14 protein-coding genes are annotated in these 18544 nt (G+C 34.7%); 7 read left to right on the top strand and 7 right to left on the bottom strand.

Annotation, left to right across the window (positions count from 1 at the left end; genetic code table 11):
- Positions 1-21 precede the first annotated feature (21 nt).
- The gene (locus ACQKCJ_RS16150) at positions 22-1317 is read left to right on the top strand and encodes a gliding motility-associated protein GldE (RefSeq protein WP_427402416.1); all 1296 of its coding nucleotides are present in this window, start codon (positions 22-24) and stop codon (positions 1315-1317) included.
- A 1-nt stretch (position 1318) separates the two neighbouring features.
- Positions 1319-1879: a gliding motility lipoprotein GldD gene (gldD, locus tag ACQKCJ_RS16145; protein WP_427402415.1), complete on the top strand. Its 561-nt coding sequence runs from the start codon at positions 1319-1321 to the stop codon at positions 1877-1879.
- 181 nt (positions 1880-2060) lie between these two features.
- Here gldD and ACQKCJ_RS16140 read toward each other — a convergent pair whose 3' ends face one another.
- The gene (locus ACQKCJ_RS16140; RefSeq protein ID WP_271338124.1) at positions 2061-2438 is read right to left on the bottom strand and encodes a heavy-metal-associated domain-containing protein; all 378 of its coding nucleotides are present in this window, start codon (positions 2436-2438) and stop codon (positions 2061-2063) included.
- 104 nt (positions 2439-2542) lie between these two features.
- On the opposite strand from ACQKCJ_RS16140, the gene ACQKCJ_RS16135 reads away from it, so the two are divergent.
- On the top strand, positions 2543-3409 hold the full coding sequence (locus ACQKCJ_RS16135; RefSeq protein ID WP_271338122.1) for a DMT family transporter: 867 nt from the start codon (positions 2543-2545) through the stop codon (positions 3407-3409).
- Between the two features lie 651 nt (positions 3410-4060).
- Here the strand turns inward: ACQKCJ_RS16135 and ACQKCJ_RS16130 are convergent.
- Both ACQKCJ_RS16130 and ACQKCJ_RS16125 read right to left on the bottom strand, forming a co-directional pair.
- Positions 4061-6109, bottom strand: a complete 2049-nt coding sequence (locus ACQKCJ_RS16130; RefSeq protein WP_271338120.1) for a M16 family metallopeptidase — start codon at positions 6107-6109, stop codon at positions 4061-4063.
- A gap of 12 nt (positions 6110-6121) precedes the next feature.
- Positions 6122-7444 carry a M16 family metallopeptidase gene (locus tag ACQKCJ_RS16125; protein ID WP_271338118.1) on the bottom strand — a complete coding sequence of 441 codons (1323 nt, stop codon included), beginning with the start codon at positions 7442-7444 and terminating at the stop codon, positions 6122-6124.
- A gap of 274 nt (positions 7445-7718) precedes the next feature.
- Here ACQKCJ_RS16125 and rplU point away from each other — a divergent pair, with 274 nt between their 5' ends.
- The 3 genes from rplU (at position 7719) to ACQKCJ_RS16110 (ending at position 9882) form a co-directional block, all read left to right on the top strand.
- Entirely contained in the window at positions 7719-8159 is a 441-nt protein-coding gene (gene rplU, locus ACQKCJ_RS16120) for a 50S ribosomal protein L21 (protein WP_271338116.1), read from the top strand.
- Between the two features lie 24 nt (positions 8160-8183).
- Positions 8184-8444, top strand: a complete 261-nt coding sequence (rpmA, locus tag ACQKCJ_RS16115) for a 50S ribosomal protein L27 (RefSeq protein WP_035685981.1) — start codon at positions 8184-8186, stop codon at positions 8442-8444.
- A gap of 154 nt (positions 8445-8598) precedes the next feature.
- Positions 8599-9882, top strand: coding sequence for a hypothetical protein (locus tag ACQKCJ_RS16110; protein ID WP_271338115.1), 1284 nt, complete (start codon positions 8599-8601; stop codon positions 9880-9882).
- A 146-nt stretch (positions 9883-10028) separates the two neighbouring features.
- Here ACQKCJ_RS16110 and ACQKCJ_RS16105 read toward each other — a convergent pair whose 3' ends face one another.
- Together ACQKCJ_RS16105 and ACQKCJ_RS16100 are read right to left on the bottom strand one after the other, a co-directional pair.
- Entirely contained in the window at positions 10029-12788 is a 2760-nt protein-coding gene (locus ACQKCJ_RS16105; RefSeq protein ID WP_427402414.1) for an AsmA-like C-terminal region-containing protein, read from the bottom strand.
- Between the two features lie 50 nt (positions 12789-12838).
- Entirely contained in the window at positions 12839-13420 is a 582-nt protein-coding gene (locus ACQKCJ_RS16100) for a tRNA-(ms[2]io[6]A)-hydroxylase (RefSeq protein WP_035685975.1), read from the bottom strand.
- Between the two features lie 114 nt (positions 13421-13534).
- On the opposite strand from ACQKCJ_RS16100, the gene ACQKCJ_RS16095 reads away from it, so the two are divergent.
- On the top strand, positions 13535-14779 hold the full coding sequence (locus ACQKCJ_RS16095; protein ID WP_271338111.1) for a glycosyltransferase: 1245 nt from the start codon (positions 13535-13537) through the stop codon (positions 14777-14779).
- A gap of 122 nt (positions 14780-14901) precedes the next feature.
- Here the strand turns inward: ACQKCJ_RS16095 and ACQKCJ_RS16090 are convergent, their stop codons facing one another.
- Both ACQKCJ_RS16090 and ACQKCJ_RS16085 read right to left on the bottom strand, forming a co-directional pair.
- Positions 14902-16749, bottom strand: a complete 1848-nt coding sequence (locus ACQKCJ_RS16090) for a hydrolase/aminopeptidase (protein ID WP_271337055.1) — start codon at positions 16747-16749, stop codon at positions 14902-14904.
- Between the two features lie 126 nt (positions 16750-16875).
- Positions 16876-18537, bottom strand: coding sequence for a pyruvate dehydrogenase complex dihydrolipoamide acetyltransferase (locus ACQKCJ_RS16085; protein WP_271337054.1), 1662 nt, complete (start codon positions 18535-18537; stop codon positions 16876-16878).
- Positions 18538-18544 lie beyond the last annotated feature (7 nt).

Here is an 18544-nt window from a genome sequence, read left to right as displayed (position 1 = left end):
GTTTAACTAATCTTTTTTAATTTGGACCCGGAGCCCAGTTTATTTTTTAATACCACTTTAGACATCAATTTAATAATTGGTTTTGTCGGAATATTTGTTTTGCTGTTTTTATCAGCAATTGTATCAGGTGCTGAAATAGCGCTTTTTTCTTTGTCTCAAAAAGATATCGACGAGACTGTACAGGAAAGCCAGACTAAAGGAAAAATTATTTCTAATCTTTTAGACAAACCCAAAAAACTTCTGGCAACCCTGCTTGTAGCCAATAATTTCTTTAACATTGGAGTCGTTATTTTATTCTCTTTTGTAGGACAGAATGTTTTTGCAAATGTTAGTTCTCCTGCGTTAAAATTTATTCTTGAGATTGTTGTAGTTACTTTTTTTATTTTATTGTTTGGAGAAGTCTTGCCTAAAGTTTACGCAAGTAGAAATAATATAAAATTCGCAAAACAAATTGCATATCCAATTGCTATTTTAGACAAATTACTCTCGCCAATAAGTTTACCAATGCGCAGTGTTACGCTATATTTGCATAATAAATTAGGAAAGCAAAAGAATAGTTTTTCGATCAATCAGCTTTCTCAGGCGCTGGAATTAACAGATTCTGAAGGAACATCAAGCGAAGAACAAAAAATACTGGAAGGAATTGTTTCGTTTGGAAACACAGATACCAAGCAGGTAATGAGTCCCAGGATTGATATTTTTGCATTAGAAGTATCTGAGTCATTTATTGCCATTTGCCCTAAAATAATTGAGAAAGGATTTTCGAGAATTCCGGTTTACCGAGATAATATCGACCAGATCGAAGGCATTTTATTTGTAAAGGATTTATTGCCTCATATAGATAAGGAAGAGTTTGAGTGGACCTCTTTAGTAAGAGAAGCTTTTTTTGTTCCTGAAAATAAGAAACTCGATAATTTATTAAAGGATTTTCAAAGCCTTAAAAGCCATTTGGCGATTGTGGTCGACGAATATGGAGGAACTTCAGGATTAGTATCTCTGGAAGATGTTATAGAAGAAATAGTAGGAGATATTAGTGATGAGTTTGATGATGAAAATTTGAATTTCTCGCAGATAGATGAAAAGAATTTTCTGTTTGAAGGAAAAATAAACATGAAAGATTTTTATAGAATCGTTGATGTTAATGAAGACGTTTTTGAATCGCGTAAAGGAGAAGCCGAAACATTGGCAGGATTTATTCTTGAAATTTTGGGTAATTTTCCTAAAAAAGATCAAAAAGTAGCTTTCGAAAACTGTGTTTTTACAATAGAAACAGTTGATAAAAAGCGTGTAAAACAAATAAAAGTAACAATAGATTAGAATGTTTAAAAAGACGATTTCAATAGCAACAATTTTACTGGCATTGACTGTTTTAAGTTGTAAAGATGATGTCGTGCCCAAGCCGGCGGGTTATCTTCGTTTAGATTATCCTGAAGCAAAATACGTTGGTTTTGAAAATAATTGTCCGTTTTCTTTTGAGATGAATGAAGCAGCTATAATTAAAGGAGAAAAAGATTGTGGATTTGCAATTACATATCCTAAAATGAAGGCCACTATTTACCTGACATACAAACCAGTAAATGGTGATATCAATAAATTGCTTAAAGATGCCCAAAAATTAACGTATGAACATGTTATTAAGGCAGATGATATATTAGAACAACCGTATTTAAACCCTCAAAAAAAGGTTTATGGTATGTTTTATCAAGTTGACGGGAATGCGGCTACAAACTCTCAGTTTTACGTTACAGATAGTACAAAGCATTTTATAACAGGATCAGTTTATTTTTATGCCAAGCCTAATTTTGATTCTATTATGCCAGCGGCAAGTTATATAAAAAATGATATGCAAAGGCTAATGGAAACTTTGAAATGGAAGTAGAAAACTAAGACATAAAAAGGGCGTTCAAAAATTTGATCGCCCTTTTTTATGTCTTAAAATTAAGAAAAATATCCAATGTCAATTTAAGAAAATAACCCAACAAAAATTCTAAATCACAATTGTTGTTGGGATTTGGAATTTAAAAATATTGGGATTTTTAAAAAAAAATATTAGATTTTTTTTAAGATTTAGTATTCAAAACTTTGTATGTTTTTCCGTCTCCGGTTGCCTGAACCACTTTAGTTAATTTTTCTTGATTTTGAACCGTTTTGTCAAAAACAACAGTAGCCGTTTTTTTGTCAAAATCAACCGTAGCTTTTTCTACACCATCTAAATCAGCCAATTCTTTTTCGATAGTTTTTGCACATCCCATTGCACAAGTCATTCCTTCGATTTCAAAACTTGCAGTCTGAACATTTTCGGCAGCAATTGCTTTGTGTTCTTTTACCACTGTAGTTTCAGATTTTATATTTGCTAGGTTTTTGTCTTCTTCTTTTTTGCAGCTTACTAATACTAAACTTGCGATTGCGAAAGTGGCAACGATTTTTGTAAATTTCATTATATATGATTTTTAATTAGATAAAGTTGTGTTCTTTGCAAAATTAATAAAAAGGAGGAGGTCAGTTCATAAAATTATTACAAATTTGCATCAAAATCGTATTTATGGATGCAAAGCAATTAAAGTGGGCTTACTTACTTATTCTTTCTCTTATTTGGGGAAGTTCTTTTATTTTAATAAAGAGAGGTCTGGTTGGTTTGACAGCTGTTCAGGTGGGTTCGTTCCGAATTATTTTTGCTGCTTTGTTTTTATTAATTGTAGGCTTTAAGAGTCTAAAGAAAATTTCGCGCCGTCAATGGAAATTTGTTGCCATAACTTCTGTTTTTGGCACTTTTATGCCAGCTTTTCTTTTTGCTATTGCAGAAACTCAGGTTGATAGTTCGATTGTGGCGATTTTAAATTCGCTGACACCTTTGAATACACTCGTTTTAGGAATAATTATTTTTGGAATTCAGTTTCAAAAACGACAGGTTCTTGGGGTTTTTGTTGGTTTAGTAGGTTGTTTATTGTTGGTTTTTAGTGGCGCGTCAGCTCATTCGGGGCAAAACTACTATTATGTGATTCTCGTTGTCATTGCGACACTTTGTTATGCTATAAATGTCAATTTAATCAAGAAATACTTGTCTGATTTGAATTCGGTTAGTATTACAACAGGAAATTTTGCTGTTTTGCTTTTGCCTGCATTAATCATTTTAAGTACAACTGATATTTCGCAAAGAATAAATATAGATATCACGCAGCATTCGATTTATTTTGTAATGGTTCTGGGAGTTTTAGGAACCGGAATCGCGAATGTTTTGTTCTTTAAATTAATACAAATGTCGTCGCCGGTATTTGCAACATCGGTAACGTATTTGATTCCGATAGTGGCATTTTTCTGGGGATTATTAGATAATGAAATGCTAACGTCAATTCAGTTTTTTGGAGCATTTATTATTTTGATTGGGGTTTATTTGTCTGCGAAGAAATAAAAGCTTTGAATTGAATATCTTTGTTGTGAAAGAAGGTTCAGAGATGTAAGGGTTCAAAGGTTCAAAGGCTTTTGAAAATTAGAACTTAAAAATATTTCACAAAGTAACCACAATTATTGTATGCGTATTTTTTGTCATTTCTGACGAAGCAGAAATTACATCAGATATTCTGCAAGGATTGGAGATTTTAGGGGTGGAGTTTCTCATGTGATTTACTTCGTCCGTTCTCCTTTGTCGAAATGACAAAATTGTGTTATAGCCATGTAATTTAGTCCCTACGGGACATTTTTTTATTTTTCATGTTCATTTTTCTACCAACATTAAACTCCTAATGGAGTAAGGTTTTGATTTCTAAACATTCAATGTTTATTCTTTATTTCAAAAAAGAGATTATAAATTGACATTTTTTATTCTATCAAATATTTAATTCCTGCTTTTCTATCTCGGAGAGATTGCATATTGGTAGAAATATCATTAAACCACCAAGTGTTTTATCCCGTAGGGATTATACTGCGCGATCTAATAGGGTCAGGCTTCTACTCCGTTCAGCCAGACAAATAAGAGCGCATAAAAAAAGCTTTGTCAAAGTTCTTAAACTTTGACAAAGCTTCTAAAATCTTAGAACCTTAGCAACTTAGTACCTCAGAACCTTTATAAAAAATCTTTCTCAGAAACCCCTTCATTAATCTTAATTTCAGATATTTTAATATCCAATTCAAAACCAACATTCTGAATCAAATTAAAAGGAACTTTGATGCCTTTTACTTCTCTGTAATCGTTAAAGTTTGTTATTTGAGCAGATGATTTTCCGTCTTGTTCGCGAACTTTGCCTTTTGCTGTTTTTAAGCCTGATTTTACATCGTAGTAATACGTTGTTTTACTATCTTTTATTACATAAGCATCGCTGCCGTTTATAGGTTCAATTCCTTCTACTTTTAGGTCTGTTCTTTTTACAAGTTGCAATTCTTCAAAAGGAGCAGCGCTAGCTTTCATGTCGGCAAGATCTGCACCTTCAAGGTTTTTGCGTTGTCCTTGTTGTTCGATATAAGCACCTTTTTCGTTTACTACTTGTTTCATTAAGTTCATATTTCCCATAGCAAGAGAAACCATCATTTTTCCTTTCGAATCCAGTTTAGATGTAAAAGTCAAAGGTCCTGGTGCTTGCGGAACGGTTGTAGTTCCTGTCATTGCCAATGTTTTTACTGAAGAAACCGCTTTTTCTCCGCCAATTGCATTAAGGTAATTCTCGAAAACTGTTTTTGCAGTAATTCCAGCCGGGGCATCTTTTTTGGTTGCCGGTTTTTCAACAGGATTTCCGTATCTGTCAAAATAGAAAATCGGAATTTGCAATTTTTCTAAACCAGTCAGAACATCCGAGCCTTTTCCTGCAATTACAATTCGCATATTGTCTAGCAGGAAGTATTTGTTGGCAACACGATAAATGTCGTCTGCGGTAACATTATTGATGGTCTGAATGTATTTTTCGTAGAAATCAGCAGGAAGTTTTTCTGTTTCAATATTCAGGGCGTATCTGGCAACAGCTTGTGGTTTTTCGACCTGCATTACAAATCGTCCAATATATCCTGCTTTTACATTTTTTAAAACATCTGAAGAAACTTTCTCTGTTCTGATTCTTTTTATTTCTTTAATAAACTGAACTACTGCACTATCAGTAACAGCATTTCTAACGGCTGATGAAGCCTTGAATTTAGTTACATATTTCCCAGCTCCAATATTTGAGCTTGCGCCATATGTCCAGGCATGCTGCTCGCGTAAATTCATGTTCAGGTAACTGTTAAAATCTCCTCCCAGAATTTGATTTGCAATTACTGCAGGGAAAAAATCAGGATCGCTCATTTTTAAAGTTACAGTATTAACTAACGAAATTTCAGATTGAACCGCATTTGGAACATCTACAAAATCAATTTGAAGTTTAGAAACGTTTTCAGGATTTGGATAAGTGTTTTTTGGTGCAGCTTGTTTTTTCCATCCGCCAAAAAGTTTGTCTACGGCTGCCTTTGTTTCTTTGAATTTAATGTCTCCAATAATTACTAAATAAGCATTTTCAGGAACAAAATAAGTAGCGTAGTTTTTCTGAACATCTTCCAGAGTTACGTTTTTTACTGTTTCTTCTGAAATGTATTCTCCCGAAGGATGATTTTTTCCATAAGCCAAAACATCAACAACTCTGCTGGCAATTGCAGGAACGCTTTTTTCATCGGCTTTAAGTCCTTCAATTAGTTTTGCTTTTTCTTTATCAAATTCAGCTTGAGTAAAATTAGGTTGTAGCGCACCTTCGGCCAGAAGTTCTAAAACGCGTCCTGAATATTTAGAAAGAGAACTTGCATAAGCGCCTGATGATGTAAAATTAAGGCTAGCTCCGTAAAAGTCAATTTCTTCGTTAAAAGCTTCTTTGGTTGTTTTTTTGCTTCCGTTGCCAATTAAGCTGCTCGTTAATTCATCTACACCTTTTTTGTTTCCTTCGGTAAAAGGAGCGTTGTCCAGGGTTAGGTTAAAACTTACTCTTGGTAATTTATGATTTTCAACCACCAAAACTTTCATACCGTTTGCCAAAACAAAAGTTTGTGGTTTTTTGATGTTGACTACTGGCGATGGGCCTGGTTTTGGTTGTGGGCGATCTTGTGCTTGCATAATTCCAGTCAGGAATAAAAGGATTAAAAATGTATGTATTTTTTTCATGATTCGATAGACTTAGTTTTGAACTTTAGTTGAAGGAATGTAATCTAAAATTAAACGCTGATTAGGATTTAAGTACTTCTTAGCCACTTCTCTAATTTCTTCTCTTGTAATAGAGTGGTAAAGGTCGATCTCAGTGTTAATAAGATTTACATCGCCGTAAAGCAAATAATAAGAAGCAAGGTTTTCAGCAATTCCTTCTACGCTTGCATTGGCGTTCACAAAATTGTTATCGAATTTATTTTGTAGTTTTTCATAGTCTTTTTCAGAAATCAAGTCAGTTTGGATTTTTACAATTTCTTCATCCATTTCTTTCAAGATATCGGCTGTTGTATAAGGAGCCATTGGTAAGCCGTATAAAATGTACATTCCGTAATCTTCCTGACTAAAACCTACAGCACCAATCTGAAGAGCCATTTTTTTGTCGTCAACTATTTTTTTATACAGTTTAGAGCTTTTTCCATCACTTAAATAAGAAGAGATCAAATCTAAAACCCTTGCATCTCTGGTTTTCATCGAAGGTGTTCTGTAAGAAGCAACAATCATTGGAATCTGAATATTGGGATCTTCATAAGTTGCTTTTATCGTTTGAGTAATTGGCTCTTCGACAAAAGTTTGTTTTTTTACTTCTTCTCCACGCGGAATTGGACCAAAATATTTCTGAATCCATTCTTTGGTTTTAGCTTTGTCAAAATCTCCTGCCACCACTAAAACAGCATTGTTTGGGGTGTAGAATTTTTTATTAAATGCCTGAAACTCTTCCAGCGTTGCTGCATCCAAATCTTTCATAGAACCGATAGTTGTCCAGCGGTACGGATGATTTTTGAACATGTTTTTCTTAACCTCAGGAAGTATGTTTCCGTAAGGCTGATTGTCGTAACGCATTCTTTTTTCTTCTTTTACAACTTCGTTTTGCGTGGCAACACCAATTTTATTAATAATAGGATGCATTAATCTTTCAGATTCCATCCACAAACCAAGTTCTAAACTGTTTGACGGGAAAACTTCGTAGTAATAAGTTCTGTCGTCAGAAGTGTTGGCGTTGTTTACCCCGCCATTTGCAGTGACGATCTTCATCCATTCGCCACGTTTTATATTTTGTGTTCCTTCAAATAATAAATGTTCAAAGAAATGTGCAAAACCGGTTCGGTCAGGACGCTCATCTTTTGATCCTACATGGTACATTACTGAGGTAATTACAACGGGAGCCGATGGGTCGTTGTGCAAAATAACATGCATTCCGTTATCTAAATTATATTCTTCAAAAGCTACCTTTTGAGCATGAGCCACTCCGCCGAGCATTAGTGCTGCACTTAACATCATTATTGATTTTTTCATAAAGATTAATAATTTTTATTTGCCTATAACTTATAGGTAGCCAAGAGTTGATTATCGTTACGCCAAAAATAACTTTTTTTAATTATCAATTAAGGGTTTGGCTCTGTTTTGACGATAATTTAACAGTATTTTACCGCTAAATGTTTTGTTTTAAGACGTGAAATGTCTTTAAAAACAGTATTTTATGCAAAATAATTATTTTTAGAATAAGAGATTGCATACTAAATTATTAATTGTATATTTGCAACCTTAAAAATCAATAAATCAATTTGGTATGTATGCAATCGTAGAGATAGCAGGGCAACAATTCAAAGTAAGCAAAGACTTAAAGGTTTATGTTAACCGTTTGACTAATGAAGAAGGTTCAAAAGTTTCTTTTGACAAAGTTCTTTTATTAGACGATAATGGTAACGTAACTTTAGGCGCCCCAGCTATAGAAGGTGCTTCAGTAGAAGCTAAAGTGTTACAACACTTAAAAGGAGATAAAGTTATCGTTTTCAAAAAGAAAAGAAGAAAAGGATACAAAAAGAGAAATGGTCACAGACAATATCTTACTCAAATTGTAATTGAAGGTATTACTGCAGCAGGCGGAACTAAAAAAGCAGCAGCTAAAAAAGCAGTTGTGGCAGAAGATGCAGCTACTGAGGAAGTTGAAGCTCCTAAAGTAAAGAAAGCAGCAGCTCCAAAAGCAAAAAAAGAAGCTACTAAAGAATAATAACAATATTTAAACTCATACGTCATGGCTCACAAGAAAGGTGTCGGTAGTTCGAAGAATGGTAGAGAATCAGAATCAAAACGTTTAGGCGTTAAGATTTTTGGAGGTCAAGCTGCTATTGCTGGAAACATCATCGTTAGACAAAGAGGTTCAAAACATAATCCAGGTGAAAATGTTTACATCAGTAAAGATCACACACTACACGCAAGAGTAGCTGGAGTTGTTAAGTTCCAAAAGAAAAGAGATAACAAATCTTATGTATCTATCCTTCCATTCGAAGCATAATCATTAGATTACTTATTACAAAACCCGTTCTGAAAAGAGCGGGTTTTTTGTTTTTGTGCCAATCGTATGTCTTATTTTGACAGGATACTAATTTATTGAGGTGTACATTGAGTTATATTATTTGTATTTTTGGAGGAATTAATCTACTTGAATTTTGAAAAAAATAGTTTTTCTTTTATTTCTTTTCTGTACAAGCCTATTTGCAAAAGAAATTGATTCTACTGAGCAAATCGTGTCGTTAAACGATAATCAAAAAAAGATTTTGTATGAATTTGCCGTTTTACAAAAAAGTGGTTATGATGCTAATGCTTATTGGCAGCAACATAAAAACCAGTTTTCAATAATAAATGATACGGTAAGAAATCAACTGGCAAGCGAAGTTTACGCCAACTCGCGTATTTTATATACTCCGGTAAAAAATTCTGCGGTCCAGTTATGGATGCAGACGCAATCACTGACTAATTGGATGTTATATCTTGCTGCATTTATTGGCGTATGCGCAGTTATAGGTTTAATGCGCAATTACTGGGGTCTGATTATTGGTCTGCTTATAAGGCAGTTTGCGCCTTTGTTCAAAGTTTTGTTTTCTCAGATTTTATTGACATATGAATTGTTATTAATTGGTGCAGCTTGTATTTTCTTTGGATGCTACATAGAAGAAATGACATTGCGAACGGTAGTGATTCATATAGGTTTGTTTTTGTTATGGAGTCAGTCAACGGCTATTTTTACGCAGCAATATTTAGTCAAGAGGTATGTTTATGTGGTAAAAAATAATTTTTGGGAAGCTAGTCGATGGGAAGTAGTAAAAACGATCTGTCTTCCTGCGCTTATTGTTACTGCGGCTCTTTTTTATGTATTGAGTAAAGTTCCGGAAGATACATTGTATAATTATGAAATTGTTGTTTCTGGTATGGCGTTTATTTGTGCTTTACCATTTTGGCGTAATTTAGAAAAATACATTTCTCCAATCTTAATTCCTTTTAAGGATAACGCTGTCGAAAGAAGTATTTATTCGCTCGCCGCTTGTGTTGTGTTGGCTTTAGTTATTGCTGGTATTCTTATAGAGAAATTTGATCCGCTTTTTTCGTATTTTATAACTGCTTTGACTGGTTTGTTGATTGTTTCCTTTTTGCTTTTATCGCTCAAAGAAAATTTTAGGTATAATTATAAGAATTATTATTATTTGCAATTTGTTACAATTCTTTTTCTTTCGTCAGTTTTGTTTTATAGTTTTTATATTCATTCCGGCGAGATGATTTGGGCTTCTTTAATTGGGGCAAGTATTTATATTGTCATCAAATATTGGGAGATTCCAACCTTTTTTATAAGCTGGAGAAGAGATAGAAATTCTACTTGGGGATTTTTAGGAATGGCAGTTTTGTTGTGGTTATTGGCGAAGGGCATTTTGTATGTTTCCGCAATGTTGTATGTTTAAGCTGTAGGTTGAGCTAATACAAAGTGACCCCTGTATTAATTTCGGTCGAAATGGCAAGATTGCAAAAAAAAACCTTTGTCAAAGTTTTAAAATTTGACAAAGGCCGATATTGTTAAATTGGAATTTCCAAAATTGGAATTTAGTTTTTACTCAGAATCTTTAGTTTCTTCAAGGTCTTCACCTTTTCTTCCTAGCTTTATTTTCGGGTTATCCTGTGTTCCGGTAACGGTTAGGGGAATTCCGAATATGCCAAGAGGAGGTAGGCCTAAGCGCATTTTTAAGTTTAGTTTTCCGTCCAGGCTTGTTGTTCCTTCAATTCTTGGTCTAAAGCCGGAAAACTTAAATTTAAAGCGCTCTACAGTCATGATATTGTTCTTGATTGTAGTTTTAATATCAACTTTAGAAAGGTCGGGATTTTGCATAGATTCAGAGTTTGTTGCTTTGCTTACGGCATTAAACATTTTTAATCCTCTTACTTTTACATCTTTTACAGAAAGTGTTCCTCCACCCGTAAGCGATGGATAAACCGGATCCATGTTCCCGTTTAGTCTTCCTTTTAACTGATAATCTACAGAAACAATTCCTTGTGCTTTTTCAGCAGCACTGGCCATTTTTCTAAATACTTCAATTTCGTTGTAGGCTTTCTTAATGTCAAAATCTTCTGCTTTAATGCTAAAATCAAAATTTGCTTTTTGTGGAGTTATTGCCTGATAATTGGCATTCATACCAACATTGCAGCCAATTAAGTTAAAACCGGTATTTTGCATGCTTAGCTTGCCTTTGTTCATGTTTAAGTTTCCAACTGCATTAAGAAGGTTTAACTTGTCGAAATTTACTTTTTGCGCATTTGCTGTAAATTGTAAATTTAAATTAGTCGGAATTATAATTACTCCCGTTTTTGCTGCGGTTTGTGGCGCCGGAGTTTCAGTTTTGGTTTGTGTTACAGAAGTATTTGCCGGAGTATTTGACATAAATTCATCAACGTTGATGTATCGGGATGTGGCCTTAAAAGAGCCTCTTAAAACGCCTGTATTTGTGGTTACATAATTGAAAACGTTTTGCAGGTATCCATTCATTTTAAAATCTGATTCGCCATAAGCAGCCAAAAAGTTATTGAACGACATTTTGTCCTGATTGATTTTGAAAATTCCTTCTTTGATGATGAATTTTTTTGGTAAATATTCTGATGTAATGCCAATATTTCTAAGTTCGAGAGTTCCCTTGTTGTAAAGTTTGCTGTATCTCCCTTTTTCTGCATCGCTTTGTTTTCCTTTCAAAACTAAATCAGCTTTTACGAAACCATCCAGATCAAGTCCTTTTTGAGAGAAAACTTTATATATTTTATTAATGTCAAGTTCGCCTTTCGCTTTAATATCGTACGTTAAATCATTAAAGTTGCTCAGGTCAGCTTCTACAAAAACAGGTTTGCCTTCAAATGTAAATTGAGTTGGTTTTAGGCTTACTTTCAAATCATCAAAAGTTCCTTTTTGATTGTTGATTGTAGATTTGATAATAATATTTGTAATAGGATTTGGGTAGTATGGTGTTTTTAGATATCCATTTTCCAAATTAATAGTTCCGTTTGTAACCGGGAAAAGTTTGTTTTTCAGATCAAACTTTCCATTTGCTTTTGCGTCTCCTTCAAGGTTTCCTTTTAGAACTATGGCAGGAATTCCTAATGCTTTGGTTAGTTTTTCCAGATCTATCTTAGCTTTAAAATCAGCATTGATATTTGGGGTATTTATACCTTCAACATAGAATTTCGATTTTAAATAATCCTTGTTGATGTTTAAAGATAAGTTTTTAGCGTCAACGATAACAAGATCCGGATTTAAGGACGGCACTTTGGTTTTTACCTCTAAATTAAGATTAGAAACCGGAAATGCACTTTTGTTATAATTTACAAATCCGCTGTCTATTTTTACGTCCAGATCAAGATCAGGAGCGATATTTTGTGATGCAATATAGTTTCCTTTTAAAGTTAAAAGTAGATTGGTATTCCCTTTTAATTCGGTCTTAGAAAGCCAGGTAATGTATTTGGGAGGAAAAGCTGTAAAAACGTCATACAGCTTACTATTATCTGATTTAATGACAAAATCCATGTTGTAGCCGTCTTTCAGGAAATCAAATTTCCCTTTGAAATCTACCAAAAGCTGGTTGATTTTAAGGTTGTTTTGTTGAAAATAGAAAGATAACGAGTTTACATTTACTTTAGTAATTAAATCGGCATCAATCTTTTTGTTCATTAAATAAGGTTCGCCTTCATAAACGATATTTAGTTTTTCGATTTTGGCTTTTGAGTATAAATCGAAAACAGCTTTGGTTAAATCCCCTTTTCCTAAATAATTAAATCCAAAAGCATCAAAATGAATTTTAGTTGACAAGTCGTCGTAAATTATTTTACTGTTTAGAATTTCAATTTTTTCGAGTTTTAGTGATGCATCGGCGTCAGTGCTGTCTTTAGGATCGGTTGCATTCGCAGATGATTTGTAAACATTGTAGTTTGCTTCTCCTTTTGCATTTACTTTTACATTAATAAATGAGTCGGATAAATAAATCTGATCAATTTTTACTTCTTTGCTAAATACAAGGCTGGCTACGTCAATTCCAAAAGAAACCTCTTTTGCTGTGATGAATTTTTCGCTTGTATAAGGCGCTGATCCGTTAAGGCTTAAATCGCTTAAAGTTAGGGTTAGGGAAGGGAAATGCTGAAAAAAGGAAACAGAAACGTCAGAATAATTCAATTCTGCAGTCAATTTTTCGTTAGCTGTTTTTTTAATCTGCTCTTTGATTTTGTCAGCAAAAATAATAGGGGTTAAGAATAACAAACCTATAATTACCACAAAAGTAATTCCCAGGTATTTAGCCGTTTTTAATAAAATAGACTTCGTTTTATTTGTTGACATAACAAATTATGGTATTTATAGGTAAGATTAAAATCGAATGTTGAAGATTATTATCCGTGTACGGTTTCGCTTTTTCCGTAATTAGTAATAATTGAACCTTCATATTCAATCCATTCTTTCCAGCGTTTATCAATATCTATGTTGTCTGTATATTTTCTTGCAAATCCTAGAAAAGTAGTATAATGACCGGCTTCAGAAATCATTAAATCGCGATAGAATTTAGCTAATTCTTCATCTTTTATATTTTCCGAAAGTACTTTAAAACGCTCGCAGCTTCTGGCTTCGATCATTGCTGAAAATAATAAACGATCGCAAAGTGCATCTTTTCGGCTGCCATCTTTTTTCATGAATTTAAAAAGTTCATTTACATAATGATCCTTTCTTTCGCGCCCTAATGTCAAGCCTCTTTTTTTAATAATGTCATGAACCATTTGCAAATGCTCTAATTCTTCTCTGGCAATCACGAGCATTTCGGTTACTAATTCTTCTAATTCAGAATTGTAAGTAACTAAACTTATTGCATTCGAAGCTGCTTTTTGTTCACACCACGCATGGTCTGTCAAAATTTCTTCGATATTCGATTCTACTATATTTACCCAACGAGGGTCTGTGGCTAATTTTAATCCTAACATAATTTCCCGGCATTTTAGTTCTTGCAAAATTAGTGTTTTTTATTACTAAAAATCAGGAAATATTGTATGATTACGCTCAAAAAAGCATTATTTTGTAGCTTGAAATATTTTAAAATGAATCAGATAAAAAAACTTTTAATCATTGGCTTTGTGTGGCCTGAACCCAATTCGTCTGCAGCGGGCCGAAGAATGATGCAATTGATTTCTATTTTTAAACAAAACGGATTTGAGATTACATTTGCGAGCCCTGCTTTAGACAGTGATTTTATGGTCGATTTATCTGAATTTGGAGTAAAGAAAGTATCCATAGAACTCAATAATTCCAGTTTTGATGATTTCATTATCGAATTGAATCCGGATGTTGTTTTGTTTGATCGTTTTATGATCGAAGAACAATTTGGATGGCGGGTTTCTGAAAATTGTCCAAAAGCAATTCGGTTATTGGATACCGAAGATTTACATTGTTTAAGAACGGCAAGACAAAAAGCTTTTAAGGAAAACAGGGCTTTCGAACTTCTGGATTTGTTGTCTGAGGAAGTTGCTAAACGTGAAGTTGCCAGTATTTTAAGATGCGATCTGTCTTTTATTATTTCTGAATTTGAAATGAAAATTTTAAATGAGGTTTTTAAAATTAATTCTGATTTGCTTTACTACTTGCCATTTCTGGTATATGAAATGTCTGAATTGGATCTTCTGAAATTGCCTTTGTTTGAGGAGCGTAAAAATTTTGTATTCATTGGTAATTTCCTTCATGAGCCCAATTGGAATACGGTTCAGTATTTGAAAGAAACGATTTGGCCATTGATCAAAAAGCAATTTCCGGAAGCTATTTTGGAGGTTTTTGGTGCTTATCCTTCGCAAAAAGTATTGCAATTGCATCAGCCTAAAAACGGTTTTTTTATCATGGGAAGAGCTGAAAATGCAAATGAGATTGTTAAGAAATCACGTATTGTTCTTGCGCCAATTCGGTTTGGTGCCGGTTTAAAAGGTAAGCTATTAGAAGCAATGCAATGTGGAACGCCAAGCATAACTTCGGCTATTGGTTCTGAAGCAATGCATGCAAATTTACCGTGGAATGGTTTTATTACGGATGATGTCGAACTGTTTGCAAAAAAAGCAGTTGAGTTATATCATGATGAAAACTTGTGGAAACAATCTCAAAAAAATGGAGTTGCAATTGTGAATGAATGTTATCAATTGAGTAAGTATTCAACGGCTTTGGTGACAAAAATTAATTCGCTTTTGAATGATTCTGAGAATCATCGTCTGCATAATTTCATGGGGAGTTTGTTGCAACATCATACTCTAAAAAGTACCAAATACATGGCAAAGTGGATAGAAGCTAAAAATAAAAATTAAGCATAAAAAAATCCCCGATTACAGCTTGTAATCGGGGATTTTTTTTTCAGTCTCAGTTTCAGTCTCAGTTTTCGGCTTGCGCTCCACTGAATGCTGAAGCTGTAAACGGAGAATGAACACAGCTATTTCAAAATGCCTTCAACAGCCTGAACAGTTGTAGCGTGATAACCAGATTTTGCTTTGTCAAAAATCTTTTTCGCCCAGGCTTTTCCTTCCGGTGTTTTTGCCATTTCTTTATAAAGCATCATAACTGATCCTGTTCTGCTCGTTGCAATTAAGAATTGTTCAATTGCAGGATATGCTGCTGCATATTTATAACGAATAGATGGAATAAACCATTGACGTTTGATGATGAAATTACCGCCTTTTGTAAAGTTAAATTCAGTATCTATTGCTTCCATCTCTTTTGGTGTAATATCTGTTGGAAGGTGATCTATAAAATACTGTTTTTCTGTAGTGGTAGTTATTTTTTGACTTAATCCTTTAACGCCTGTTTCTCTCCAGCTTTTTTGAAGTTTGTCAATAGCATCAAAATCTACTGAATTTACCGGAGTAATATTAGATGGAATTCCCGGTTTGTAAATCCAGTCTTCTGCTTTTATTTTATCTGCAAGTGCTTTGTCTCCTTTTATAAGGTTTTCATTGTAGTATTTAATGAAATCTTCTGTGGTGATGGACTGAAAAGCGTGTGCGTCGAAATAATTTTTAATGAAAACATCAAATTTTTCGCGTCCAACTGCATTTTCAATTACTCTTAAAAATGCGTAACCTTTTACATATGGAATCATGCTTATTCCGTCGTCAGGATTTCTTCCTGTCAAAGATACTTTCAGTCTTGTGTCGGGATTTGTATTTCCTAGCTCAGCGATATTGTCAACTAATTCTTTGCGAACAATAACATTTTGCATTTCAAATTCTTTTTCCCCAAAGATAGCTTCTCCAATTCTGTGTTCTACATAAGTAGTGAAGCCTTCGTTTAACCAAATGTCGTCCCATGTTGCATTGGTTACTAAGTTTCCACTCCAGCTGTGTCCTAATTCGTGTGCCAGTAAACTGGTTAAAGAACGATCTTCTGCAATAACTCCCGGAGTTAGGAAAGTTAGATTAGGGTTCTCCATTCCGCCATAAGGAAAACTTGGAGGTAGAACTAATACGTCATAACGTCCCCAACGATAAGGACCGTACAATTTTTCGGCAGCCACAACCATTTTTCCAAGTTCGGCAAATTCCCAGGCAGCTTTTTTGATTAATGATGGTTCTGCATAGACTCCGGTTCTGTTGTCTATAGATTGAAATTCGAGATCTCCTACGGCAATTGCCATTAAGTACGACGGAATTGCTTTGTCTTGTTTGAAGGTATAAACTCCGGTGTCGTTTTTCTTCTGTGGATTTACGGCACTCATTACAGCTAATAAATCTTTAGGAACGGTAACTTTTGCATTGTAAGTAAAACGGATTCCCGGCGAATCCTGGCAAGGAATCCAGGTGCGTGACCATACACTTTCTCCTTGAGAGAAAAGGAAAGGTTTCTTTTTATCTGCTGTTTGTTCTGGTGTTAACCATTGCAAGGCAATAGCCTCTTTTGTGGTGCTGTAGTAAATGTTGACCTTCGTAGTATTAGGTTCGATTGTAATATGAAGTGGTTTTCCGTGGAATTCTACATCCTTTCCTAATTCAAATTTGGTTTCTTTTTCGTCGTCGCCTAAAGTTACTTTGGTAATATTAAGTGTGTTTTCGTCGAATATAATTTCATTTCCTTTACTGATGTTGTCAATTAACCAGGAAGCTTTTCCGGAAATAGTTTGTGTATCAAAATCGACTTTTATGTCAAGATCAAGATGTTTTACAACGGCAAGTTCTGGTTTAGAATAACTGTGTTCATCTGTAACGGCAGTTGTCTTTTCTGTTTGGTCCTTTTTCTGACAGGCAATTATGGTCAGGAATAAAGTGGCAAGGATTAGTTTTTTCATTTTACGAAGTATTGAATTTGAGGATGAAAATTAAACAAAAAATCCCGTTTTGAATAAACAAAACGGGATTTTATTATAAATAACCTTCTCCCGAAGCTTCGGGATGCTCGGGTTGACATGAAAAAATTATGCCAACATTGTAACCGGGCTTTCGATATATTGTTTTAATGTTTGTAAAAATTGAGCGCCTGTTGCACCGTCAATTGTTCTGTGGTCACACGCTAATGATAACATCATTGTGTTTCCTACTACAATCTGACCGTTTTTAACTACTGGTTTCTCAACAATTGCACCTACAGAAAGAATTGCAGAGTTTGGTTGGTTGATAATTGAATTGAATTCAGTGATACCAAACATTCCAAGGTTAGATACTGTAAAAGTACTTCCTTCCATTTCTTGTGGTCCAAGTTTTTTGTTTTTAGCTCTTCCTGCAAGATCTCTTACCGAAGCTCCAATTTGAGATAAACTCATAGCATCTGTAAATTTCAATACAGGAACTACTAATCCGTCTTCAACAGCTACGGCAACACCAATATTAACATGGTGGTTGATGATGATAACATCTTCTTTCCACTGAGAGTTAATTTTTGGATGTTTTTTCAAGGCCAAAGCACAAGCTTTAATTACCATATCGTTAAAAGATACTTTTGTATCCGGAACACTATTGATTGTTGCTCTTGCGGCCATTGCATCATCCATGGTTACTTCGATCACTAAATTGTAGTGAGGAGCTGTAAACAATGATTCTGCAAGACGTTTTGCGATAATTTTTCGCATCTGAGAGTTTTTGATCTCTTCTGTGAAAACTTCTCCGGCAGGAACAAATACTTTTGGTGCAGCAGGAGCGGCGTCAGCTTTTGGTGCAGCAGCGGTTGCTGTTGCAGCTGGTGCTTGCGCAGCTGGAGAGAAGTTTTCGATATCGCTTTTTACGATACGTCCGTTTTCTCCGGAACCTTTAACCTGATTTAATTGGATTCCTTTGTCAGAAGCGATTTTCTTCGCTAATGGCGAAGCTAAAATTCTTCCTCCGTTTGAAGTTTCAGCAGCAGCTTCAGTTGCTTTTTCAGCAGCGGGAGCAGATTTTGTTTCTTCAGCAGCAGGAGCACTTGCAGTTGCAGTACCTCCGGCAGTATAATTATCAGCAATTCCTGAAATGTCAGTTCCTGCAGGCCCGATAATAGCTAGTAAACTATCAACAGGGGCGCTGTTTCCTTCTTGAATTCCTATGTATAATAATGTTCCTTCATTGAAAGACTCAAACTCCATAGTTGCTTTGTCAGTTTCAATTTCGGCTAAAATATCACCTTCTGCAACAGCGTCGCCTACTTTTTTCAACCAGGTTGCTACTGTTCCTTCTGTCATTGTATCACTCAAACGTGGCATAGTTACAACTACAACACCTTTAGGAAGTTCAGTTGCAGCTTTTGCAGCTGGAGCAGGAGTTTCTGATTTTGTTTCTGCAGCAGGAGCAGCGTCAGCTTTTGGTTCCGAAGCTTCGGAACTGGCAGCAGGAGCTTCACCACCAGCTAAAAGAGCAGAAATATCTTCTCCTTCTTTACCAATGATCGCTAATAATGAATCAACCGGAGCAGTTTGCCCTTCTTGAATTCCAATATGTAAAAGAGTTCCTTCGTTGAAAGACTCAAATTCCATTGTTGCTTTATCTGTTTCAATTTCAGCAAGGATATCACCTTCGCTAATTTTGTCGCCTACTTTTTTTAACCAAGTCGCTACCGTTCCTTCCGTCATAGTATCGCTCAAACGAGGCATTGTTACTTTTATCGCCATAATATTG

Origin of the sequence: Flavobacterium sp. NPDC079362 (assembly GCF_050267765.1) — a bacterium.
GTDB classification, from domain to species: domain Bacteria; phylum Bacteroidota; class Bacteroidia; order Flavobacteriales; family Flavobacteriaceae; genus Flavobacterium; species Flavobacterium azizsancarii.
The sequence above is the reverse complement of the archived record's forward strand: the minus strand, read 5'-3'. Positions and strand labels throughout refer to the sequence as shown.